The organism is Sorangium sp. So ce281 (assembly GCF_051527395.1).
Lineage (GTDB): Bacteria > Myxococcota_A > Polyangia > Polyangiales > Polyangiaceae > Sorangium > Sorangium cellulosum_B.
Window position 1 is genome coordinate 2,081,655 of record NZ_CP150322.1, and the last position, 17,473, is coordinate 2,099,127.

11 protein-coding genes are annotated in these 17,473 nt (G+C 72.9%); 6 read left to right on the forward strand and 5 right to left on the reverse strand.

Translation table 11 applies throughout. The features are described from left to right. Positions 1–570: 570 nt before the first annotated feature. A complete protein-coding gene (locus WMF27_RS07905) occupies positions 571–1,659 on the forward strand; it encodes a CAP domain-containing protein (RefSeq protein ID WP_437769529.1) in 1,089 nt (362 codons plus the stop codon). Between the two features lie 255 nt (positions 1,660–1,914). Further along, on the forward strand, positions 1,915–2,367 hold the full coding sequence (locus WMF27_RS07910; RefSeq protein WP_437769528.1) for an alpha/beta hydrolase: 453 nt from the start codon (positions 1,915–1,917) through the stop codon (positions 2,365–2,367). Positions 2,368–2,413: 46 nt separating this feature from the next. Here WMF27_RS07910 and WMF27_RS07915 read toward each other — a convergent pair whose 3' ends face one another. Both WMF27_RS07915 and WMF27_RS07920 read right to left on the reverse strand, forming a co-directional pair. Then, positions 2,414–3,400 (reverse strand): hypothetical protein, encoded by a 987-nt coding sequence (locus WMF27_RS07915; RefSeq protein ID WP_437769527.1) that lies wholly within the window; start codon positions 3,398–3,400, stop codon positions 2,414–2,416. After that, positions 3,401–4,765 (reverse strand): hypothetical protein, encoded by a 1,365-nt coding sequence (locus tag WMF27_RS07920; RefSeq protein WP_437769526.1) that lies wholly within the window; start codon positions 4,763–4,765, stop codon positions 3,401–3,403. 736 nt (positions 4,766–5,501) lie between these two features. Here WMF27_RS07920 and rlmN point away from each other — a divergent pair. Then, complete coding sequence (gene rlmN / locus WMF27_RS07925) at positions 5,502–6,698, forward strand: 23S rRNA (adenine(2503)-C(2))-methyltransferase RlmN (RefSeq protein WP_437769525.1); 1,197 nt, start codon at positions 5,502–5,504, stop codon at positions 6,696–6,698. On the opposite strand, the gene WMF27_RS07930 is transcribed toward rlmN, so the two are convergent. After that, entirely contained in the window at positions 6,676–7,464 is a 789-nt protein-coding gene (locus WMF27_RS07930) for a DUF5995 family protein (RefSeq protein WP_437769524.1), read from the reverse strand. The two genes, rlmN and WMF27_RS07930, sit on opposite strands and share 23 nt — an antisense overlap. A 683-nt stretch (positions 7,465–8,147) precedes the next feature. Here WMF27_RS07930 and WMF27_RS07935 point away from each other — a divergent pair. Together WMF27_RS07935 and WMF27_RS07940 are read left to right on the forward strand one after the other, a co-directional pair. Next, positions 8,148–11,621 (forward strand): nitric oxide synthase oxygenase, encoded by a 3,474-nt coding sequence (locus tag WMF27_RS07935; RefSeq protein ID WP_437769523.1) that lies wholly within the window; start codon positions 8,148–8,150, stop codon positions 11,619–11,621. A gap of 631 nt (positions 11,622–12,252) precedes the next feature. Further along, positions 12,253–16,074 carry a hypothetical protein gene (locus WMF27_RS07940; RefSeq protein WP_437769522.1) on the forward strand — a complete coding sequence of 1,274 codons (3,822 nt, stop codon included), beginning with the start codon at positions 12,253–12,255 and terminating at the stop codon, positions 16,072–16,074. A 37-nt stretch (positions 16,075–16,111) separates the two neighbouring features. On the opposite strand, the gene WMF27_RS07945 is transcribed toward WMF27_RS07940, so the two are convergent. Then, positions 16,112–16,393, reverse strand: a complete 282-nt coding sequence (locus WMF27_RS07945) for a hypothetical protein (protein ID WP_437769521.1) — start codon at positions 16,391–16,393, stop codon at positions 16,112–16,114. 286 nt (positions 16,394–16,679) lie between these two features. On the opposite strand from WMF27_RS07945, the gene WMF27_RS07950 reads away from it, so the two are divergent. Further along, on the forward strand, positions 16,680–17,093 hold the full coding sequence (locus tag WMF27_RS07950) for a hypothetical protein (RefSeq protein WP_437769520.1): 414 nt from the start codon (positions 16,680–16,682) through the stop codon (positions 17,091–17,093). A gap of 19 nt (positions 17,094–17,112) precedes the next feature. Here the strand turns inward: WMF27_RS07950 and WMF27_RS07955 are convergent, their stop codons facing one another. Further along, on the reverse strand, positions 17,113–17,445 hold the full coding sequence (locus WMF27_RS07955) for a hypothetical protein (RefSeq protein ID WP_437769519.1): 333 nt from the start codon (positions 17,443–17,445) through the stop codon (positions 17,113–17,115). Between the last annotated feature and the right edge of the window lie 28 nt (positions 17,446–17,473).

Below are 17,473 nucleotides of genomic sequence, written 5' to 3' on the forward strand. Positions count from 1 at the left end.
CGCGCGGAATTTCATGGGCGCTCGACTGACCTGCTGCTGACATGCGGCCCGTGGCGCGCATCGACGCGCATCGACGCGCATCGACGCGCATCGACGCGCGATCCACGGCGGGCGGAGGCGGAGGCTCGCAGGGAGTCGTCGCCCCCACGGGCTTCTGATCGCGGTCTGTCGTCGGAAACGGACACCCACCCTTCGGGCCAGGGGAGGTGTTGTGTCCTGTGTGGCTCCATATCTCACACCGTCCTTGCGTGAAGAAATCCTGTGTCGTCGAGCTCCGGGAAGCTCGGTTTCATGGGTTTTGGAAAGATCCAGTGATCCGGCGGCAAATCATGCGTGTCAGCGTGTTTCGTATCTGGACATGCCAGCGGCCAGGTGACACCGTGTCGTGAGCGAATCGAAGGGAGGCGCTGCGCTGCGTGGGATCGCGCTGTGCGCTACTCCGCCCCCTGAACAACGCTGTACTGGGGTGGCCCGTCGAGGTGTCGTGTGCCCCGGCGTACGTGCTGGCGCGAGCCGCGACGCAGGGGCGGGCCGAGCTCGGACGGGCTCAGAGAACCAAGGAGCATGCATATGAGCGCTTTGCACAGGACGCTTGTCCTCGCCTTCATCGCTGGCTGTTCTGCAGTCGGCTGCCTCGCCTCGACCGAGGTCGGCGAGGAGCCGCCGGCGGAGCTGTCGGAGGACCAGTCCTCGCCGCTCGCGGGGGCGGTCTGCGATACCGCGTCGGAGGGCTCGGATGTGGAGCTCTCCTGTCCTGCCGGCGAGGTCATCACGGCGATCCAGTTCGCGAGTTATGGCAGGCCGCGCGGCTTCTGCGGCGGCTACGCGGCCACCTCGTGCAACGCGCCGACGTCGAAGGCCGTCGTGGAGCGCGCGTGCCTCGGAAAGGCGAGCTGTACCGTGCGGGCGAGCAACGCGACCTTCTCCGGCGATCCGTGCAGGAGGACCGCGAAGCGGCTCTACGTGCAGGCGGCGTGCGGCCCCGCGGCGCCGGGCAGCGGCGCGGGCGGCTCGACGAGCGGCGCGGGCGGGGCGGGCGGGGCGGGCGGCAACGGAGGCGCGGGCGGCGAGGGAGGCTCGACGAGCGGTGAGGGAGGCTCGACGAGCGGTGAGGGAGGCTCGACGAGCGGTGAGGTCTGCGGCAATGGGGTTTGCGGCGCGGGCGAGGACTGCTCGAGCTGCTCGAGCGACTGCGGCGCATGCCAGATGTGCAGCGGCGCCGGGCCCAGCACGACTCCGCTCGACACCGAGGAGCAGGCGTTCCTCACCATCATCAACCAGTATCGCGCGCAGAACGGCCTCGGGGCGCTCTCGGCCTGCACCTCGATGAGCCGCGCTGCTCAGGGGCACAGCGAGGACATGCGCGATCAGAACTATTTCTCGCACACGAGCCTCGACGGCCGGACGCCCTGGACCCGCATGTGCAACGCCTGCTACGAGCTCGGGTGCGGGGGCACGGCCATGGCCGAGAACATCGCCGCTGGCAACTCGACGGCGCAGGCGACGTTCACCCAGTGGAAGAACTCGGACGGCCACAACAAGAACATGCTCGGCTCCGCCTACAAGGTCATCGGCATCGGGCGGGCGACGGGAGGCGGGACCTACGGGTCCTACTGGACCACGGTGTTCGGCGGCAAGTCCGAGGCGAGCTGCAATTAGGCCAGGCACCCGCGGCGGCGGCCGCCTGTTCGCAGCAGCCTGTCACGCGTGAGGCGTTCTGCCATGGCGGCGCGGCGCGACCCGGGAGCCGAGGTGGCCTGGGCCGCGCCGCGCTCCGCAGCGGAGAGCAGCAGCCGGGTGGCGGCCTGGTGATTGCTTCACACCGGCACGGTGGAACAGCAGACCTCCGCGCAAACACATGTCATCTATCTCCTCGGCCCGCGCCGAATTCCCGGCTTCCACGGGGAGCGCAACGTGCGTGTCTACCTGCCCGACCGCGACCCGGCCGGCACGGCGATCGGCGGCTCATCCATGGGGGGCCTCGGGGCGCTCTATGCTCATTGGCGTTGCCCCGGCGTGTTCGGGGCCGCGCTCTGCATGTCGCCATCGCTCTGGTTCGCCGAGCGCAAGATCTTCGACGTCCTCGCGTCTCTGGCCGTCCCGGCGAGCTCGAGGCTGTACGTCGACGCCGGCGCTCAGGAGGACGGGGGCTCGGTGCTGCGCGACGCCGCGCGGCTGGTCGAGCAACTTCGCCAGCAGGGCTACAGGGAGGACAACCTGCTGTTCTGCCTGGACGAGGACGGGACCCACTCCGAGGACGCGTGGCGCTGGCGCGCGCCGGGAGCGCTGCAGTTCCTGTTCACCGGGGCCGCCAGGGAGCAGCAGGGCGGCGTCGGAGCGCCGGAGGGGTCGCAGCAGGCCGCCTGATCTGCTGCGTTTCGGCGCTCTTCACACCGGCGGCCCAGGTCTCGCCCTACCGCCGCCCCTTGCTCCGCTTGCGCGTCCCCTGGACGATGCGCGCCGCGTAGCGCGGCGTCGGGGCGGTCGCGCCGAGCGCCGCGGACAGGCGGCTGACCTCCGCGTCCGAGAACGACGCCTTCCGGAGCGCCGCGATCGCGTCCGCCACGACGTCGCGCGACTCGGGGCGCTCCGCCCCCGTCTTCTCCTCGAGCCAGCGCACGACCTCGGGGAAGCGGCCGGCGAGGGCCGCGATCTGCGCGGGCATCCCCTGCCGGAGGACGCGCAGGCCCTGCAGTCGCTCGTCCGCGCGCGGGGAGCGATCCGACAGCACGAACGCCTCCTCGAGGCGCTCGACCACCTCCGCGCCCGCCGAGAGCCTGGCGAGCAGCGTGCGCTCGGCGAGCGCCTCGAGCGCGACGTACGCCTGCAGGTAGCCGTCGGTCCACGACGAGAGCTCGCCGACCGCCGCGTCGCCGCGCGCCGCGATGACGGCGCGGAGCGCCGCCACCACCCCGTCGCGCACGACGCGCCGCGGGTCCTCGGCCAGCTCCTCGAGCGCCTCGAGCGGATCGAGCCCGCCCTTCCCGCGGCGCGCGCCGCCCGCGCGCGGCGCCTGCCCCGCTCCGCCCGCCCGCGCCGCGCCCTGCACCGCGAGCGACGCGAGCGCCTGCGCCGCCACGATGAGCGCGTACTCCTCCGTGGTCGCGCAGAGCGCCCGCACGAGCCGCTCGGCCGGCGCGCCGCGGTCCGCGATCGCCGCGCCGACCGCCCGCGCGAGATCCAGGTTCACGCGCGGCAAGGGGGCGTTCGGCCCGAGGTCGGGGCCGGGCGCGCGCACCCCGCCGCGCCGGGCGGGCAGCCCGGAGCTCCGATCGAGCAGCGCGAGCAGCTCGGCCGGATCGCCGAGCTGCACGGCGCGCTCGATCGCCGCGTCGATCTTCGGGTTGCGCAGCGCGCCTGGGGGAGTCGCCCCCCGGCGCATATCCGAGGTGTCAGCCATTCAGAACCCCAGGGAAAGACCGACCTCCGGGGAGAGGACGGTGGTCATGGCAGGAAAGGTGAGGCTCGCGCGGAGCGCGAGGTTCAGCGAGAGGGCCTCGATCGGCGCATACGCAACGCCCGCGCCGACCGACGCGAACCCCTGGCCCGCTTGCCGGGTCGCGGTGAGCGTCTGTCGCCGAGCCTCGACCCTCCCGCTCGCTCCCGGCCTCGTGCAGGGGCTCGTCCTGTCGGCAAGGTCGGCCCCGCAAGCGGTCGCGTCCTCGAGGACCTCCACGTCGACCTCGGCGTCGACCTGCGCGACCCCGGCCGCGGCGAGCACGAACGGGCGCGCGCCGAGCTGCTCGAAGGGCCGCGCGCCGAGGAAGTACTGCGCGCGCGCCTCGAGGTGGAGCGGCAGGAACGAGGCGCCGCCCTCCGTCGTGCCGCCGGCCGCGAAGCCGACGCGGCCGCCGACCGTGAGGTTGTCGAGGACCAGCCGATCGTAGGCGATCGCCACCCGCAACGTCGCGAGCGCGAAGCCGAGGTTCACGTCGTTCGCGACGCCCGGCGTCGGCGTGCCGTCGTACCGGGTCCCGTCGCCGCGCAGGCACACGAAATGGTCGCTCCGCTGCGACGCGACCGTGCACACGTCCCGGCCGGAGAGCAGCGCGACGTCGGGCGAGAAGGTGAGGGCGACCCAGCTCCTCCGGACCTCCGGCGCAGCCTCCGTTGCGGCTCGCGCGACGCACGCGCCGCCGACACACGCGAGCCCGCGGTCGCACTGCCGGTCGTCGAGGCACTGCTCGATCTGGAGCTGCGCTTTTGCCGCCTCGGGCCCCTCGTGCGCCCCGGGCGACCCCGGCGACCCGTCCGCTCCAGCCGCGGCGGGCGACCCGGCCGCTCCAGCCGCGGCGGGCGACCCGGCCGCCCCGGCCGCCGCGGGCGACCCGGCCGCCCCGGCGCCGGTGGCCGCGCGCGCCTGCTCGAACGCGGAGGAGACCTCCTGGGTCGTCAGATCCGGGTCCAGCTTCGCCGAGGGGTCGGCGCGGAGGGCGTCCGCGAAGGCGCCCCGCGCGTCCTCCAGCCCCTCTCTGCTCTGAGCGAGCACGGTGCCCAGCGCGACAAGCAGCCTCGCCTTGACAGCGGGCGAGCAGCCCGACTCGCCGCAGGCGTCGAGCGCGGCCCGGAGCTTGCGCTCCGCCTCGGCGAACCGCGTCTCGAGGTAGTCGATCTCCATCGCCTCCTTGAGGGCCGCCTCCGCCTGCGCGTTCCGCTGCGGAGCCTGCGCGGCCGCGGCGCCCGCAGCGAGCCACCCGGCGAGGCCCCCCGCGATCGCGAGGGACGCGCGCGGCGCGCAGGAAACAGGGCCGTTGCGTGCGGACATCGGCGCGCAACGTAGCCCACCGGTGTGTCCGCGAGCGCCAGAAAAGCTCGGGGACGGGAAGCCCGCTCACCCGATCCTGGAACACGCCACGCGCAGGAGGGACAAATAATCCACAGGTTGTTCCCAGGTTGTGGAAATCCCGTGGGACCCTGGCAACTCCGCGGAGGTGCCGGTCCTGCGCCGATCGCGGGGCGGCAGCCCCTCCAAGCCCCGGTGCCAGCCGAAGCCAGCCCGGGCATGGACGCGCCGCCCACACCGATGCAACTGATTTTTCTGCGATTTCTGGCGCTCCGTGCCCCGGCGCGCCTCCCAACTTCCGGGCGCTAAACTCCCTCCTTCGAAGCCAATCTGCAACCCAAAAATCACGCTCCCGAGCCCGGTTTGACAGTCCACATGCTTGTCCACAGATTGGCCACCTGATGGCCCCAGACGGCGCGCAGGTTTCGTGTCGGATGGGGGGCGCCGGGTGAGTTCTCGCTTGTCTTTCGGGTGGCGATCGACATGCGATTGACAAGCTCGCGATGACCTGGGTGGGGAGGCAGCGGGCGCCGGGGCCTCGGCCGGAGCGCCCGGCGAGCGTCCATCCGGCGGACGCGCCGGCGCCGGGGCCGGGCCGGCCGGAGCGCCCGGCGAGCGGTCCATCCGGCGGCCGTCCGGGCGAGGTGGACGGCTCGGCTCGCTGCGCGCGGCGTCGCTGGGCCGCGCGGCGCCGCGCCCGGCGTGCTAGCGGGTGCGCATGCGCGTTCCGGAGATCCCCGAAGAGATGGCGTCGCCCCCGCGCGCCGGCGACCCGCCGGCGCAGGTCGCAGGGCGCCCGCTGATCCGGAGGAGCGCGCGCGTCCCGGGTTGGCGCGCGCGGCTCGCCGACCACGACGCGGCCTCGCTCGCGGAGCTGCTCCGCCGGGCCGGCGGCACGGCGTCGGCGGCGCGCGCGGTCTCCGGCAAGGTGGTGCGCCACGCCTTCGGCGCCGAGCCGGGCGCGCCTGCGCCGGCCTGGGACGCGCGCGCGCTCGCCGCCCTGGGCGTCGGGGCCTGGGCGCACGAGGCGCTGCTCGCGCTCGATCCGGCGCCGTCGCTCGAGATCGCCGAGCGGGCGCCGGCGCAGGACGACACGCTCCGGCTCGTCCTGCGCGCGCGCGACGGCGCGCTCATCGAGTCGGTGCTCATCCCGGGGCCTGCCCGCACGACGCTCTGCGTCTCGAGCCAGGTCGGCTGCGCCCGGGCCTGCTCGTTCTGCGAGACGGGGCGCCTCGGGCTCGAGCGCCAGCTCGCCGCCGGCGAGATCGTCGACCAGGTCCGGATCGCCAGGGCGCTCGCTGCCGAGCGCGGCGGCGCGCCCCTCAGGAACCTCGTCTTCATGGGGATGGGGGAGCCGTTCGATAACCTCGGCGAGGTGCTGAAGGCCATCCGGCTGCTCACCGATCCGCGGGCCTTCCGGTTCGCGCCGTCGCACGTCACCGTGAGCACCGTCGGGGTGGCGGACAAGATCGAGCCGTTCTTCCGCGAGGCGCGCGCCGAGCTCGCCGTCAGCCTCAACGCCCCGGACGACGCCCGCAGGCGAGCGATCATGCCCGTGAACGCGCGCTTCTCGATGGCGGCGCTGAAGGACGCGATCGCGCGGGCGCTGCCGCAGGGGCGGCGCGTGCTCTTCGAGTACGTGCTCTTCGATCGGGTCAACGACGCCCCGGAGGACGCGGATCTGCTCGCGGCCTACGTCGCCGGGCTCCGGTGCAGGGTGAACGTCATCCCCTGCAACCCCGGCCCGGATCCGGCGCTGCGCCCGCCGTCCGCCGCGCGGCTCGACGCCTTCGTGGCGCGGCTGTCCGGCCACGGCGTGACCACGCTGGTGCGACGGCCGCGGGGGCGCGACGTGGGCGGCGCCTGCGGTCAGCTCGCGGGGATGGCCCGCGTCAGGCAGCCAGCGCCAGCGTGAGGGCGGCGCCGCGGGCGAGCGGGGCCCCGACGCGGAGCGCCCCATGGCCCGCCGCGAACGTACGGGCGATCTTGCCCGAGCGCTGGTCCATCCGGACGAGCACCGCGCGCTTGCCCGCCTCGTCGGTGTCCCCGAGCGTCGCGAGCAAGGAGAGCAGGTCGGTCCATACCCGGTCGCGCCAGCACCTCAGCAGGAACATCACGACGCTCGAGACGGCGCGCTCGACGCCCCGGCTGAAGGTCGCGATCCGGGCGAGCGGGCAGCGATAACGAGCGCGCAGGATCGCGAAAATTTCCGGCATCGCCGCCGCGAGAATTTCATTCACAAGGTCGTGGTCGTGACGGTAGCGGTCGAGAAGCCGGGCGTCCTGCGCCGCGCCGTGCTGGACGATGTTCCGGTAGAGCCCGAGGGCCAGGTCGTAGTTGATGTGCGCGTTGATGCCGAGCAGCCCGTGCACCGCCGCCGCCGGCCCGCCCGCGCTGGCGCACTGGAACGCGACGTCCCACGCCGCGATGCCCGTCGACCGCGCTTCCAGCGACGCCGCGAGGGCCGCCAGGTAGTACTCGCAGAAGATCCCCGCCAGGCGCGAGATCCACGCCGGCTCGAGGAACCGTCCGTCCGGTCCGTCGACGACCGCCTCTTTCACGCGGCGCGTGATCACGGCGTAGACGTCGGGGAACACCGCCCGCGGGTCGTTCCTCTCGCGCAGCCGCGCGGCGACCGTCTCCAGCGCGATCAGCGCCTCGGAGACGTTCGCTGGCGTCATCGTCACGCCCTGCAGGACGGGATGACGCGCGGTGGACGCCGCGGGACGGGACGCAGCCATTGACCGCGTCTGCTTGCTCCTCATCGCCAGGGGTTGATCCGAAGTAAGGGTCTTCATGGCTGCGCTGAGCGAGCGAATTCAAGGATCGTGCCTGTATGTCCGGTCCGCAGTCGTACACAGCCACAGGCTGTACGGCGCGCGCGCAGGGCGGGGCTCGAGCGCGCGCGGCGGGGGTTGCACGCTCGTGCGCCCGGTCCCCCTCCACGCCGAATTTCCCGCGGATAAAGCGGAGGGCGCTCGCCCGTCACCCCGAGCGAGCGGGCGAGGTTTCGGTGGCGCCACGCGGCTGCCAGCAGCGGCGTCGTCGAGCGGTGCCCGCGTCAACGTCGTGTCCCGGCGCGACGAGAGCGCGGGCCGGCGCACCAAAGTGCCCCATGAGGCAGATTGTGACGCGCGGACGGGTCCCCTCGAGGCAAAACAAGGAATCCCCCGACGCCGTGCACACCTTGGTCATCCGGGTGCGGCGGTGTGTGCCGGGGCGCGCTGGCGTTTTCGGGTTTCGGCCGGCCGGGGGATGCGCCGTATCCTGGCGCGGGGCGCTCCGCGCCTGCGCGCAGCCCTCGACGCCGCCTGGCGGCCGTGAGGGCGGTTGCGCTCCTCCGCGGCTGCCCGTGTCGAGCACCATGAGCTTCCTCAAGATCGTCTGTTCCGAGCCCAGAAACGACCTCGCCTCCTTCCTCCAGTCGCTGCCGATCGAGCCCGCGAAGCCGGCCATCGCGCTCGTGATGGGCACCGCGGATCTCGCCTATCCGCTCGTGGCCGCGCGGACCTTCCTCGCGTCGGCGCGGGAGGTGGGCGCGTCGCACCTCCTCTGGGTGGCGCCGTACTTTCCTCCCTCGAGCCGGGTGGGGCAGCAGATCCGCGACGCCGAGGCGTCCGTGCGCGCCTCCGGCCAGGCGGTGACCACGGTCTGGCACGGACCTCTGCTGAGCGCGCTCGACCTCTGGCGCGAGGACATCCGGCTCCGCCGCACGCTGCCGCTGCCGCTGGGCGGCGGCGCGTTGCCCTGGGTGGCGCCCGCGGACGTGGCCCGCAGGGCGATCCGCGCGCTGGAGCAGCCCGGCGCGCCGGCGCCCGTCGTCTGCGGCCCCGCAGCGTGCTCGGGTGTCGAGGTGGCGGCCGCGCTCTCCCGCGGTCTCCGCGCCGGCCTGACGAGCGAGCGCTTCGCCTGGCGCCGGTTCGAGGAGATCGATCGCGACCACAACCGCAAGCTCAGCGAGGACGAGCTCCTGCCGTACCTCACCGGCCTCGGGATGCGGGCCGACGAGGCGAAGGCGCTGCTCGTGGCCGCGGACACGACCGGGGACGGGACCGTCGACTTCGAGGAGTTCACCGCCGGGCTGCGGGGGCGGCTCGGCAACCTGGTCCAGCAGCTGCTGCGCGAGGACTCGTTCGAGCTCCGGTACGTGGACGCGCCGGCCGAGCAGGCCGTGGCGGCGCTCGTCCAGGCGGGCCTGCGGAAGGCGGCGGCCGAGGCGCTGGTCGAGGGCTGGGCGAGCCTGGCCGGGGAGGGGATCCCCGCGGACGTCCGCGGGTCCGACGAGGCCTGGCTCGAGTTGCCGCCCGCGAGCGTCGATGCCTGGGCCGAGCGGCACGCGCTCGATTTCGTCAACGTCCATCTGCTGCCCGGGCAGGGGCTGCTCTCCCGGCGCGAGGGGGTCGTCGAGCGCGGCGCCGCGATGGGCGCGCTGGCCGGCAAGGAGGCCGCGATCTCGAAGATCGTGGACGGCGCCGGCCGCATCCTGTCGCTCTCCCGCGCGCTCGACGGGAGCGGCGTCTCGGCGCGGTGGCTCGACGCGCCCACGGAGGGCCTCCGGTGGGTGCCGTGCGGGGATCGCGACAAGCGCCGCGCGCTGCTCGTGTCGAGCGGGCAGCTCGCGGGGCTGCACGTCGAGGGGGAATGGAACGACCTCCCCTCGGCGATGCGGCTGCTCATGGCGCGCGGCCCGCTGCCCGGCTGGCAGCTCACGACGTTCCGGGAGCTCGGCGAGCTGAAGATCGATCAGCCCGCGGCGCTGTTCGAGCCGAACGAGATCGTGTGCAACTGCGCCGGGGTCAAGCGCGGGCAGATCACGAGCCTCATCGAGGCCGGGTGCGCGACGCCCGCCGAGCTGTCGGAGCGGACGCGGGCGGGCCAGATCTGCGGCGGCTGCGCCCCGGCGCTCGCCGAGATGTTCGGCGGATCGAGCCTCCAGCAGGCCGAGGTGAAGGCCGCGCGGGAGCTCTGCCCCGGGATCTTCCAGATCACGCTCTCGCCGGTCGGCGGCGCGCCGGCGGCGTCGGTGCCCGGGCAGCACGTGCTCGTGCAGGGCTACCTCGATCGGCGCTGGGTGGCGCGCGCGTACACGCTCTCGGCGCCGGCGCGCGCCGGCGGCGACTACGAGATCACGGTGAAGCGCGAGGAGCTCGGGGTGTTCTCGCGGTGGCTGTGCGAGCGCGCCGCGGCCTCGCTGCTGCGCGCGTCGGCGCCGAAGGGCAGCTTCGTCCTTCCGGCGCCGCCCGTGGAGCGGGTGGTGTTCCTCGCGGGCGGGATCGGCGTCACGCCGGCGATGGCGATGCTGCGGGCGCTCGACGGCAGGGCCGGCCCCCCCGACGCGCGGGCCTTCCTCCTCGACTGGTCGGCGTCGCGCGCCGCGGATTTCGCCTATTTCGAGGAGGATCTGCGCGCGATCGCCGGCCGTACGCCCGGCGTCGCGTTCCGCCTGCGCGCGACGAAGGCGGAGGGGCGGCTGTCCAGGGAGCAGGTGGCCGAGCTGTACCCTTACCGGCCGGGATCGCGGGCGCTCGTGTGCGGTCCCGATGCCTTCATGCGCGACGCGCAGGAGCACCTGCGCGCGGTGGGCTGGCCGCCGGACGCCATCCAGCGGGAGCTGTTCAGCTCGAACGTCGACACCGCCGGCGAGGTCCGCCCGACGCCGCTCCGGCGCGCCGGCGCGGCGCGGGCGGCGCGGGCGGCTGGCGGCGTGTGTCCGGTCGAGCACGGGTCGTTTCACGTGACCCCCACCGCGCCCGAGGCGGTGCCGACCGAGGCCGAGGCGTTCCTGCGCCAGTGCTACGCGGAGCTCGGGGTGCCCTCGGCGGTGGAAGAGCGCTGGCAGGAGGTGCGGGCGAGCCTGGAGAAGCACGGGACGTACACGCACCTGCCCGACGAGCTCGCCTACGGCGCCCGGCTCGCGTGGCGCAACAGCTCGCGCTGCATCGGGCGCTTCTTCTGGTCGACGCTCCACGTGCGCGATCTGCGGCACCTGAAGACGGAGGAGGAGATCTTCCAGGCGCTCGTCGAGCACCTCGATCTGGCGACCAACGGGGGCGACATCCGGGCGACCATGACGGTGTTCAGGCCGGGTGAGCCGCGGATCCGCATCTGGAACGGCCAGCTGGTCCGCTATGCGGGCTACCGGCTGCCGGAGGGCGGCGTCCTCGGCGATCCTGGGAACGTGGAGCTGACGGACCAGGCGCTCGCGCTGGGCTGGCCGGGCGGGGAGCGGACGCGCTTCGATCTGCTGCCGCTGATCCTCCAGATCGGCGACGGCCGGCCGAGGTGGTTCGAGCTGCCGCGGGAGAAGGTGCTCGAGGTGCCGATCGAGCACCCGCGGTATGCGTGGTTCGCCGAGCTCGGGCTGAAGTGGCACGCGCTGCCTGCGGTCTCCAACCTGGCCCTCGATCTCGGCGGGATCCAGTACACGGCGGCGCCGTTCAACGGCTTTTACATGGGCACCGAGATCGGCGCGCGCAACCTGAGCGACGTGACGCGGTACGACCAGCTGCCGCTCATCGCGGATCGCCTCGGGCTGGACCGGACGCGCAGCGACACGCTGTGGCAGGACGCCGCGCTGGTCGAGCTGAACGTCGCGGTGCTGCACTCGTTCCGGCAGGCCAAGGTGCGGATGATGGACCACCACACGCTCTCGGAGTACTTCAAGAGATTCGAGCAGCAGGAGCGTCAGTGCGAGCGCCCGGTGTATGCGGACTGGACGTGGATCGTCCCGCCGATGTCGGCGTCGACCATGGCGGTGTTCCACACCAACATGGAGAACAAGATCCTGAAGCCGAACTACCTGTATCAGGACGATCCGTGGAAGGAGCGGAAGGGGTAGCGGCGAAGGCGCATCCACGCGCGGACGCCGGACCTGGTCGGGTACCGCGTCGCCTGACGGAGCTCCTCCCTGGCTGCGAGAGAGAGGTCGTGCCGAGACGCCCGGCCCCGGGAGGGTGCGCGACGGACTCGATCCGTCGCGAGGGGGGTGGCGGAGGGGGTGCGCGACGGACTCGAACCGTCGCGAGGGGGGTGGCGGAGGGGGTGCGCGACGGATCGAGTGAGCCGCGAGGGGGTGGCGGAGGGGGTGCGCGACGGATCGAGTGAGCCGCGAGGGGGTGGCGGAGGGGGGGGCGCGACGGATCGAGTGAGCCGCGAGGGGGTGGCGGAGGGGGGGGCGCGACGGATCGAGTGAGCCGCGAGGGGGTGGCGGAGGGGGTGGCGCGACGGATCGAGTGAGCCGCGAGGGGGTGGCGGAGGGGGGGCGCGACGGATCGCGTCTGCTGGGAGAGGCAGGGGCCAGGGAGGTCGGATGAGCGCGTGCCGAGCGCGACTGCCTCGATGGGGGGAGGAACCGACGTCCGCCTGGCTCGCTCGCCTGAGCGGGCGACGTCCGGCGTTCGCTGTTGCTATCCTCCTGACGGCGGGGGCCTTCGTTGACCCGTGAGGCGCTGCCGGCCCATAGTCCCAGTGTGACCCGCGACCCGCTCGGCTGGACGGACCTCAAGGTCGACCATCTGGAGGCACTCGAACCCGACCAGTTCGAGCAGTTTTGCTTCGATCTGATCCGGTTCGAGGCCTATGAGCGGCACGACGGTCCGGAGCTCGACGGTCCAGCGGGACGGAGCATTGCGGATGGCGGACGCGACATCCTGCTTACCGTGAGGCGGTCGCCCGTCACCCCCAAGATCGATTATCAGCGAAAGCACCTCCTGACCCCGCTCACGGAGGACGGGCAGGTTCGCACGGCCTATGGCTGCAAGAGCGGAGAGAAATGGCTCAACCTCGCGCTTCGGGACGTGAACGATCGCAAGGGCCCTGGCCGGGTGATCCAGGTGCTCCTGGAGGGCGGCTACTTCAAGCTGCTCATCAACACCATCGGAAAGTGTGATTACGAGGTCGAGAGGGGCGGCGTCAAGCGAACCCCCCACAAGCATCTCGCCGCAGCGCTCTGGGAGCGCATGAAACGGGAACGGCCGGACGCTGAGGATCCAAGCGCGCGCATCGAGATCCTGGACGCCCACGCGCTCACCGGTTTCCTGCGCGCGCGCCAACCCGAGGGCGGGAGCATCGCCGCGTGGGTCGACCGCTTTGGTCTCGTCCCGCTGCTGCACGGCCTCGACGCATGGCGCGCTCACCACCAGGAAGACAGGAGCGAGCCGGAGTTCACCGACGATGCGGCGCGAGGGGCGTTGCGCGACGCGTTGCTCGGGTTCATCCGATGCGCCCCGTCCACGCCCCGCGAGCTGGCGGCGTGGCTCGTTGGCCCCCCGGGCGTCGGCAAGACGCGCCTGGTGCTGGAGGCGCTCGCGAGCGACCCGGCCATCGAGCAGCGCGTGCGGGTCGCCCGGACCCCCGAGGATGCGCTCGATGCGCTCGACCGCGGACGGCTGCTGGTTCGCCACCCCGCGGTCGTCTTGATCATCGACGATTGCCCGCCGAACCAGGTGGAGTCGCTCGCCGCGCGCTTCCTCGCCGCCACGAGGACACACACGTCGGCGCGGCTCCTGATCGTGACGCCGGCGCCCAGGCAGGTGCTGGACAAGCCGAGGCTCTCCCCGCGCTGGTATCTCGAACCGCTCGACCCGACCGCCACCCGGACGCTCGCAGCCCGCGTGCTCGGAGGGCCGACCGACGCGGAGAGGGTCCATGACGTCGCCCGGTTGAGCGAGGGCTATCCGTGGTTCGTCGACCTGCTCGCGCGCGAGTCCCTCGCCGAGGAGCGCCCGCCCCGCGACGTGCGCGAGGCGGCGCAGTGGGCGCTCGCGGCGTCCTGGGAGGCGGATCGAGGTCCGGAGCTCGAGGCGCTCCGCCTCCGCCGCGCGCGCTGTCTGCTCGCCGCGTCCGTCACGCGACGGATCGACTGGGGCGAGCTCTCGCCGGCGCAGCGGGAGGAGGTGGCCCGCGCCGTGGGTCTCGAGCGTGGCCAGGACCTGTTCGATGTCGCGGATCAGTGCGTGAAGCGCGGCATCCTCCGGCGCAACCAGGGCTGGAAGTACAAGTACGTGACGCCGCTCGTGCTCGAGCGGGAGGTGATCGCGTGGCTCCTCGACCCGGACGGAGGGCACGATCCGGGAGGCCGGACGCTGGTTCGGTACGGCCAGCTCTACCTGGACGACTTCTTCGAGACCCTGTTGCGGCTCGGGCTCTCCCGCGAGCTCCTGGTCGGTATGGCTCGGGCCGGCGTCGAGGATCTCGAGCGGGCGCCGGCGGACTGGGGGGAGCTCAGGTCGCTCGGCCTGCTCGGGCCGCGCCTCCGGTTCGTCGCCCGGCATGCGCCCGGCGCGACCGCGCGCGAGCTCCGCCGGCGGATCGAGGCGTCGAGCATCGACGAATTGCGCGCGCGCGTCGAGGAGCGCCGCGGGATCGTGTTCGCCCTGGAGGAGCTCGCGACCCGCGCGGACGCCTTCGAGGATGCGGAGGCCGCGCTGCTCCGCCTCGCTCAGGCCGAGAACGAGTCGTACGCCAACAACGCCACGGCGACCTGGGCGGGCCTGTTCCTCGTCGAGCTGAACGCCTCGCGTCGGTCGCTCGCCGAGCGCGTGGCCCTCCTGGAACATCGGCTGAACGATCCCGAGCCCGCCGTCCGCACGGTCGCCCTCAAGGGCGTCCAGGCGGTCCTGGCGACGAGGGCGCTCCGCGTCGCGCACGAGGCGACCGACGGCGCCTGGACGGCGCCCACGGGCGAGGAGGCCCGCCTCGCCCGAGCCCAGGCCTGGACGCTCCTCGGCGCGCGCTTCGGTGATCCCCATCCGTACGTGGCGGCCAAGGCGAAGCGAGCGGTCGCCGATGAGCTGCGCGGCGCAGTCCGGGCCGGGATGGGCGACCACGCCATGGCGACCCTCGCCGCGCACCTGGACGATTTCACGGAATCCGAGCGCGTCCAGCTCCGCGATATTCTCGAGGCCGTGCGAACCTACGACGCGGACTGGCTCGCGCCCGACAGCGCGTACCCCGGGCGGCTCGAGGCGCTGCTCGCGCCGTCCTCGTTCAGGGAGCGCCTTCGCCAGCGCGTCGGGGCGTGGGGACCGGCCGCGCTCCGCGAGGACGACGACGCGCTCGACGATGCGCTCGTGCGCGAGGGGCTCGCGGGTGACGTCCCCATGCTGAACGAGATGGACTTGCTTGTGTCCGATGAGGCCGTACGCGCGCATGTGTTCGCTTACGCGCTAGGTCGGTGCGACGAGCGTGGGATCCTGCTCGCGGGGCTCCGCGAGCGGGCGAGGGCGTGCCACGGGGTGCGGGCGTGGAGGAAGCGAGCCGTCTTCGCGCGCTACCTGGGCGGCTGGGCGCAGGCGGGCCGAGGCGCCGCGGCGGAAGCGGTCCTGAGCGATCTGAAGCTGGACGCGGCCGAGGCGCCGCTGTTCGCGCTGGCCGTCATAGAGCTGGGCGCGACGGACGAGCGCCTCGCCTGGGTTCAGCGGGCGGTGCAGGGTGGCCTCCTCGACGAGGCCTGTGTGCTGGAGCTGGGCCGGCGCCGGCGCTGGCTGCTCCAGGTGAGCGAGGCGGCGTTCGCCGCCTTCGCGGGGGCGCTCGTCGAAGGGACGCCGATCGAGCACGCCGCGGCGGCACTGGAGCTACTCGTCGAGCGCATCCAGGACCGACCCGAGCGCGCGGCGCCCTTGAGAGCACTCCTGCTCCGGGCGCTGGAACGCCTGGCGCCCCACCGCGTGCACGGCATGACCGACCACTTCTGGGAGCTGGGGGCGCGGCTCCTCGTCGAGCAGGGGGAGGCGGCGCGCGTCGCGGACCTCGCGCTCGTCGCGCTATCGCAGCCTCGCGGCGCCAAGGACCATGCATGGAAGGCATTGCATGCGGCCGCCGCGCGCGATGCCCGAACAGCGTGGCGGGCCGTCGCGACGGCCCTGGACCGGCGCGACGCCGCGGCGGGGCACCTGCAGATGGCGTTCATGTTTCATCGCTCCTCGTTCGCCTGGCCCGCGGAGGATGTCCTCGCATGGGTCGGGCACGACGCGCGCCGTGGTCGCACGGCGGCAGCGATCGTGCGCCCCAGCGCGCCCGAGCTCGATCCCATCTGGCGCGCCCTTGTGCAGCGGTTCGGGCCGCGGAGCTCGGTCGCCGACGAGATCATCGCCCGTGCCCACAGCACGGATGGATTGGTCGCGAGCCTGGCCGAGCACGACGCTGAGCAGCTCGAACGCGCGCGCGCGTGGCTCGCCGACCCCGACCCGCTCGTCCACGCCTTCGCCGAGCGACTCATCGAGTCCCTGACGCGCAGCCATGAGCGGCACGCGGCGGACGAAGAGGACGAGCGCCGCCGCTGGGGCACGTAGCAGGCCGATGCGCGCCTGCTCATCGCCGCGGCGCGCGTCAGCGGCCGCGGTCGCAGCGGAGCTGGCCGTTCCTGTTCTCGATGTCTCCTCGGCACCGCCTCGCGTCCACCAGGCGCGTCGGGTGCCAGTTTCCCCTTCGGTCCTCGCAGCGCGCGTACAGCGTGCCGCGATCCATCCGGATGTTCCTGCACGTCCTGAGATAGGAGCCGCGTGGCGCGTGGTCCCGGTCCCCGTGCTGGGCTCGCGCGGGACCGCTGCTGGACATCACGGTGGACAGCGAGAGCGCGCCGAGGATCATCGCAACGAGCGTGCTTTTCATGGTTCCCTCCACGTTGGCGCAGCGCCTCGCGGGGCGATGCGTTGCTGTTGTCATGGGGCGGGGACACCGGGGGCGCAATCCTGCTGGAACTCCGAGGGGATGAGATGTAACGAGAAGAATCGGACCACAGGGGGCACAGAGGGGAGAGAGGGATGGAGAGAATCAGGGCTGTATTTCTCGGTCCCGTGTTTCTCGAACCTTTGTTTTCTGTCTTCTGTGTCCTCTGTGGCTCAATCTCTGTCGTCTTCCGCGAGAGTCGAGCTGCCTCGAATCATGGAGCCGCGCTGTGGAGATGGATGGAAGGGGGCAAGGGTCGCGCCACGCGCCTGCCTCGACGAAGCTGGGGGTCACCGGGCCGGCCGCGGTGTTCGTGGTCGACGAGCTGGATCGGCCGCTGTTCTACGCCGAGGATCTCGACGCCATCGTCTCCCTGGAGAGCGTCGGCGACGTCCTGTGCCTTTACGATGTCGTGGCTGCGGAGCTGCCGCCGCTCGACGAGATCCTCCGCAGGCTGCCGGCGCCGGTGCGGCGCGTGGAGCTCTTCGCGTGCCCGGATGCGCTCGGCATGGTGGGGACGGCGGAGCCGCACGTCTCCATGGACGGGGACGACGCCGGGGGCGGTGCGGGGGCGGTGCGGCTGATGGTGCGCGGGCCCTTTCCGGAAGGGCCGCTGATGCTGCCGCGGCCGTTCCGGTGCTGAGGAGCGCCGGCGGCGGCGCTCAGCGCAGGGCCTGCTCTGCGCTGGACGCCGCGAGCGCCTGACCGAGCCACCTCTCCAAGGTCGCGAGGTCGGTGCACGTCTCGATGCGCGCCGCATCCTCCGGGGCGAGCGCGAGCTGCCGGTGCGCGAGCACGCGGCGCAGGGCCGCGCGCGCCTCGTCGAGGCGACCCTCGAGGCGGCCTTCATGGCGGCCCTCGTCGACCAGACGCTGCTTCATCTTGGGATTGGCCGTGAGCAGGACTTCCAGGATGCGGTCCTGGCGCGCGTCGATCTCGGGATCGCCGGTCCTGGCGAACCGCCACAGGAGCTCCTCACGGGCCGTCGTCGACATGGGCAGGTACTGTAGCATGGATAGCACC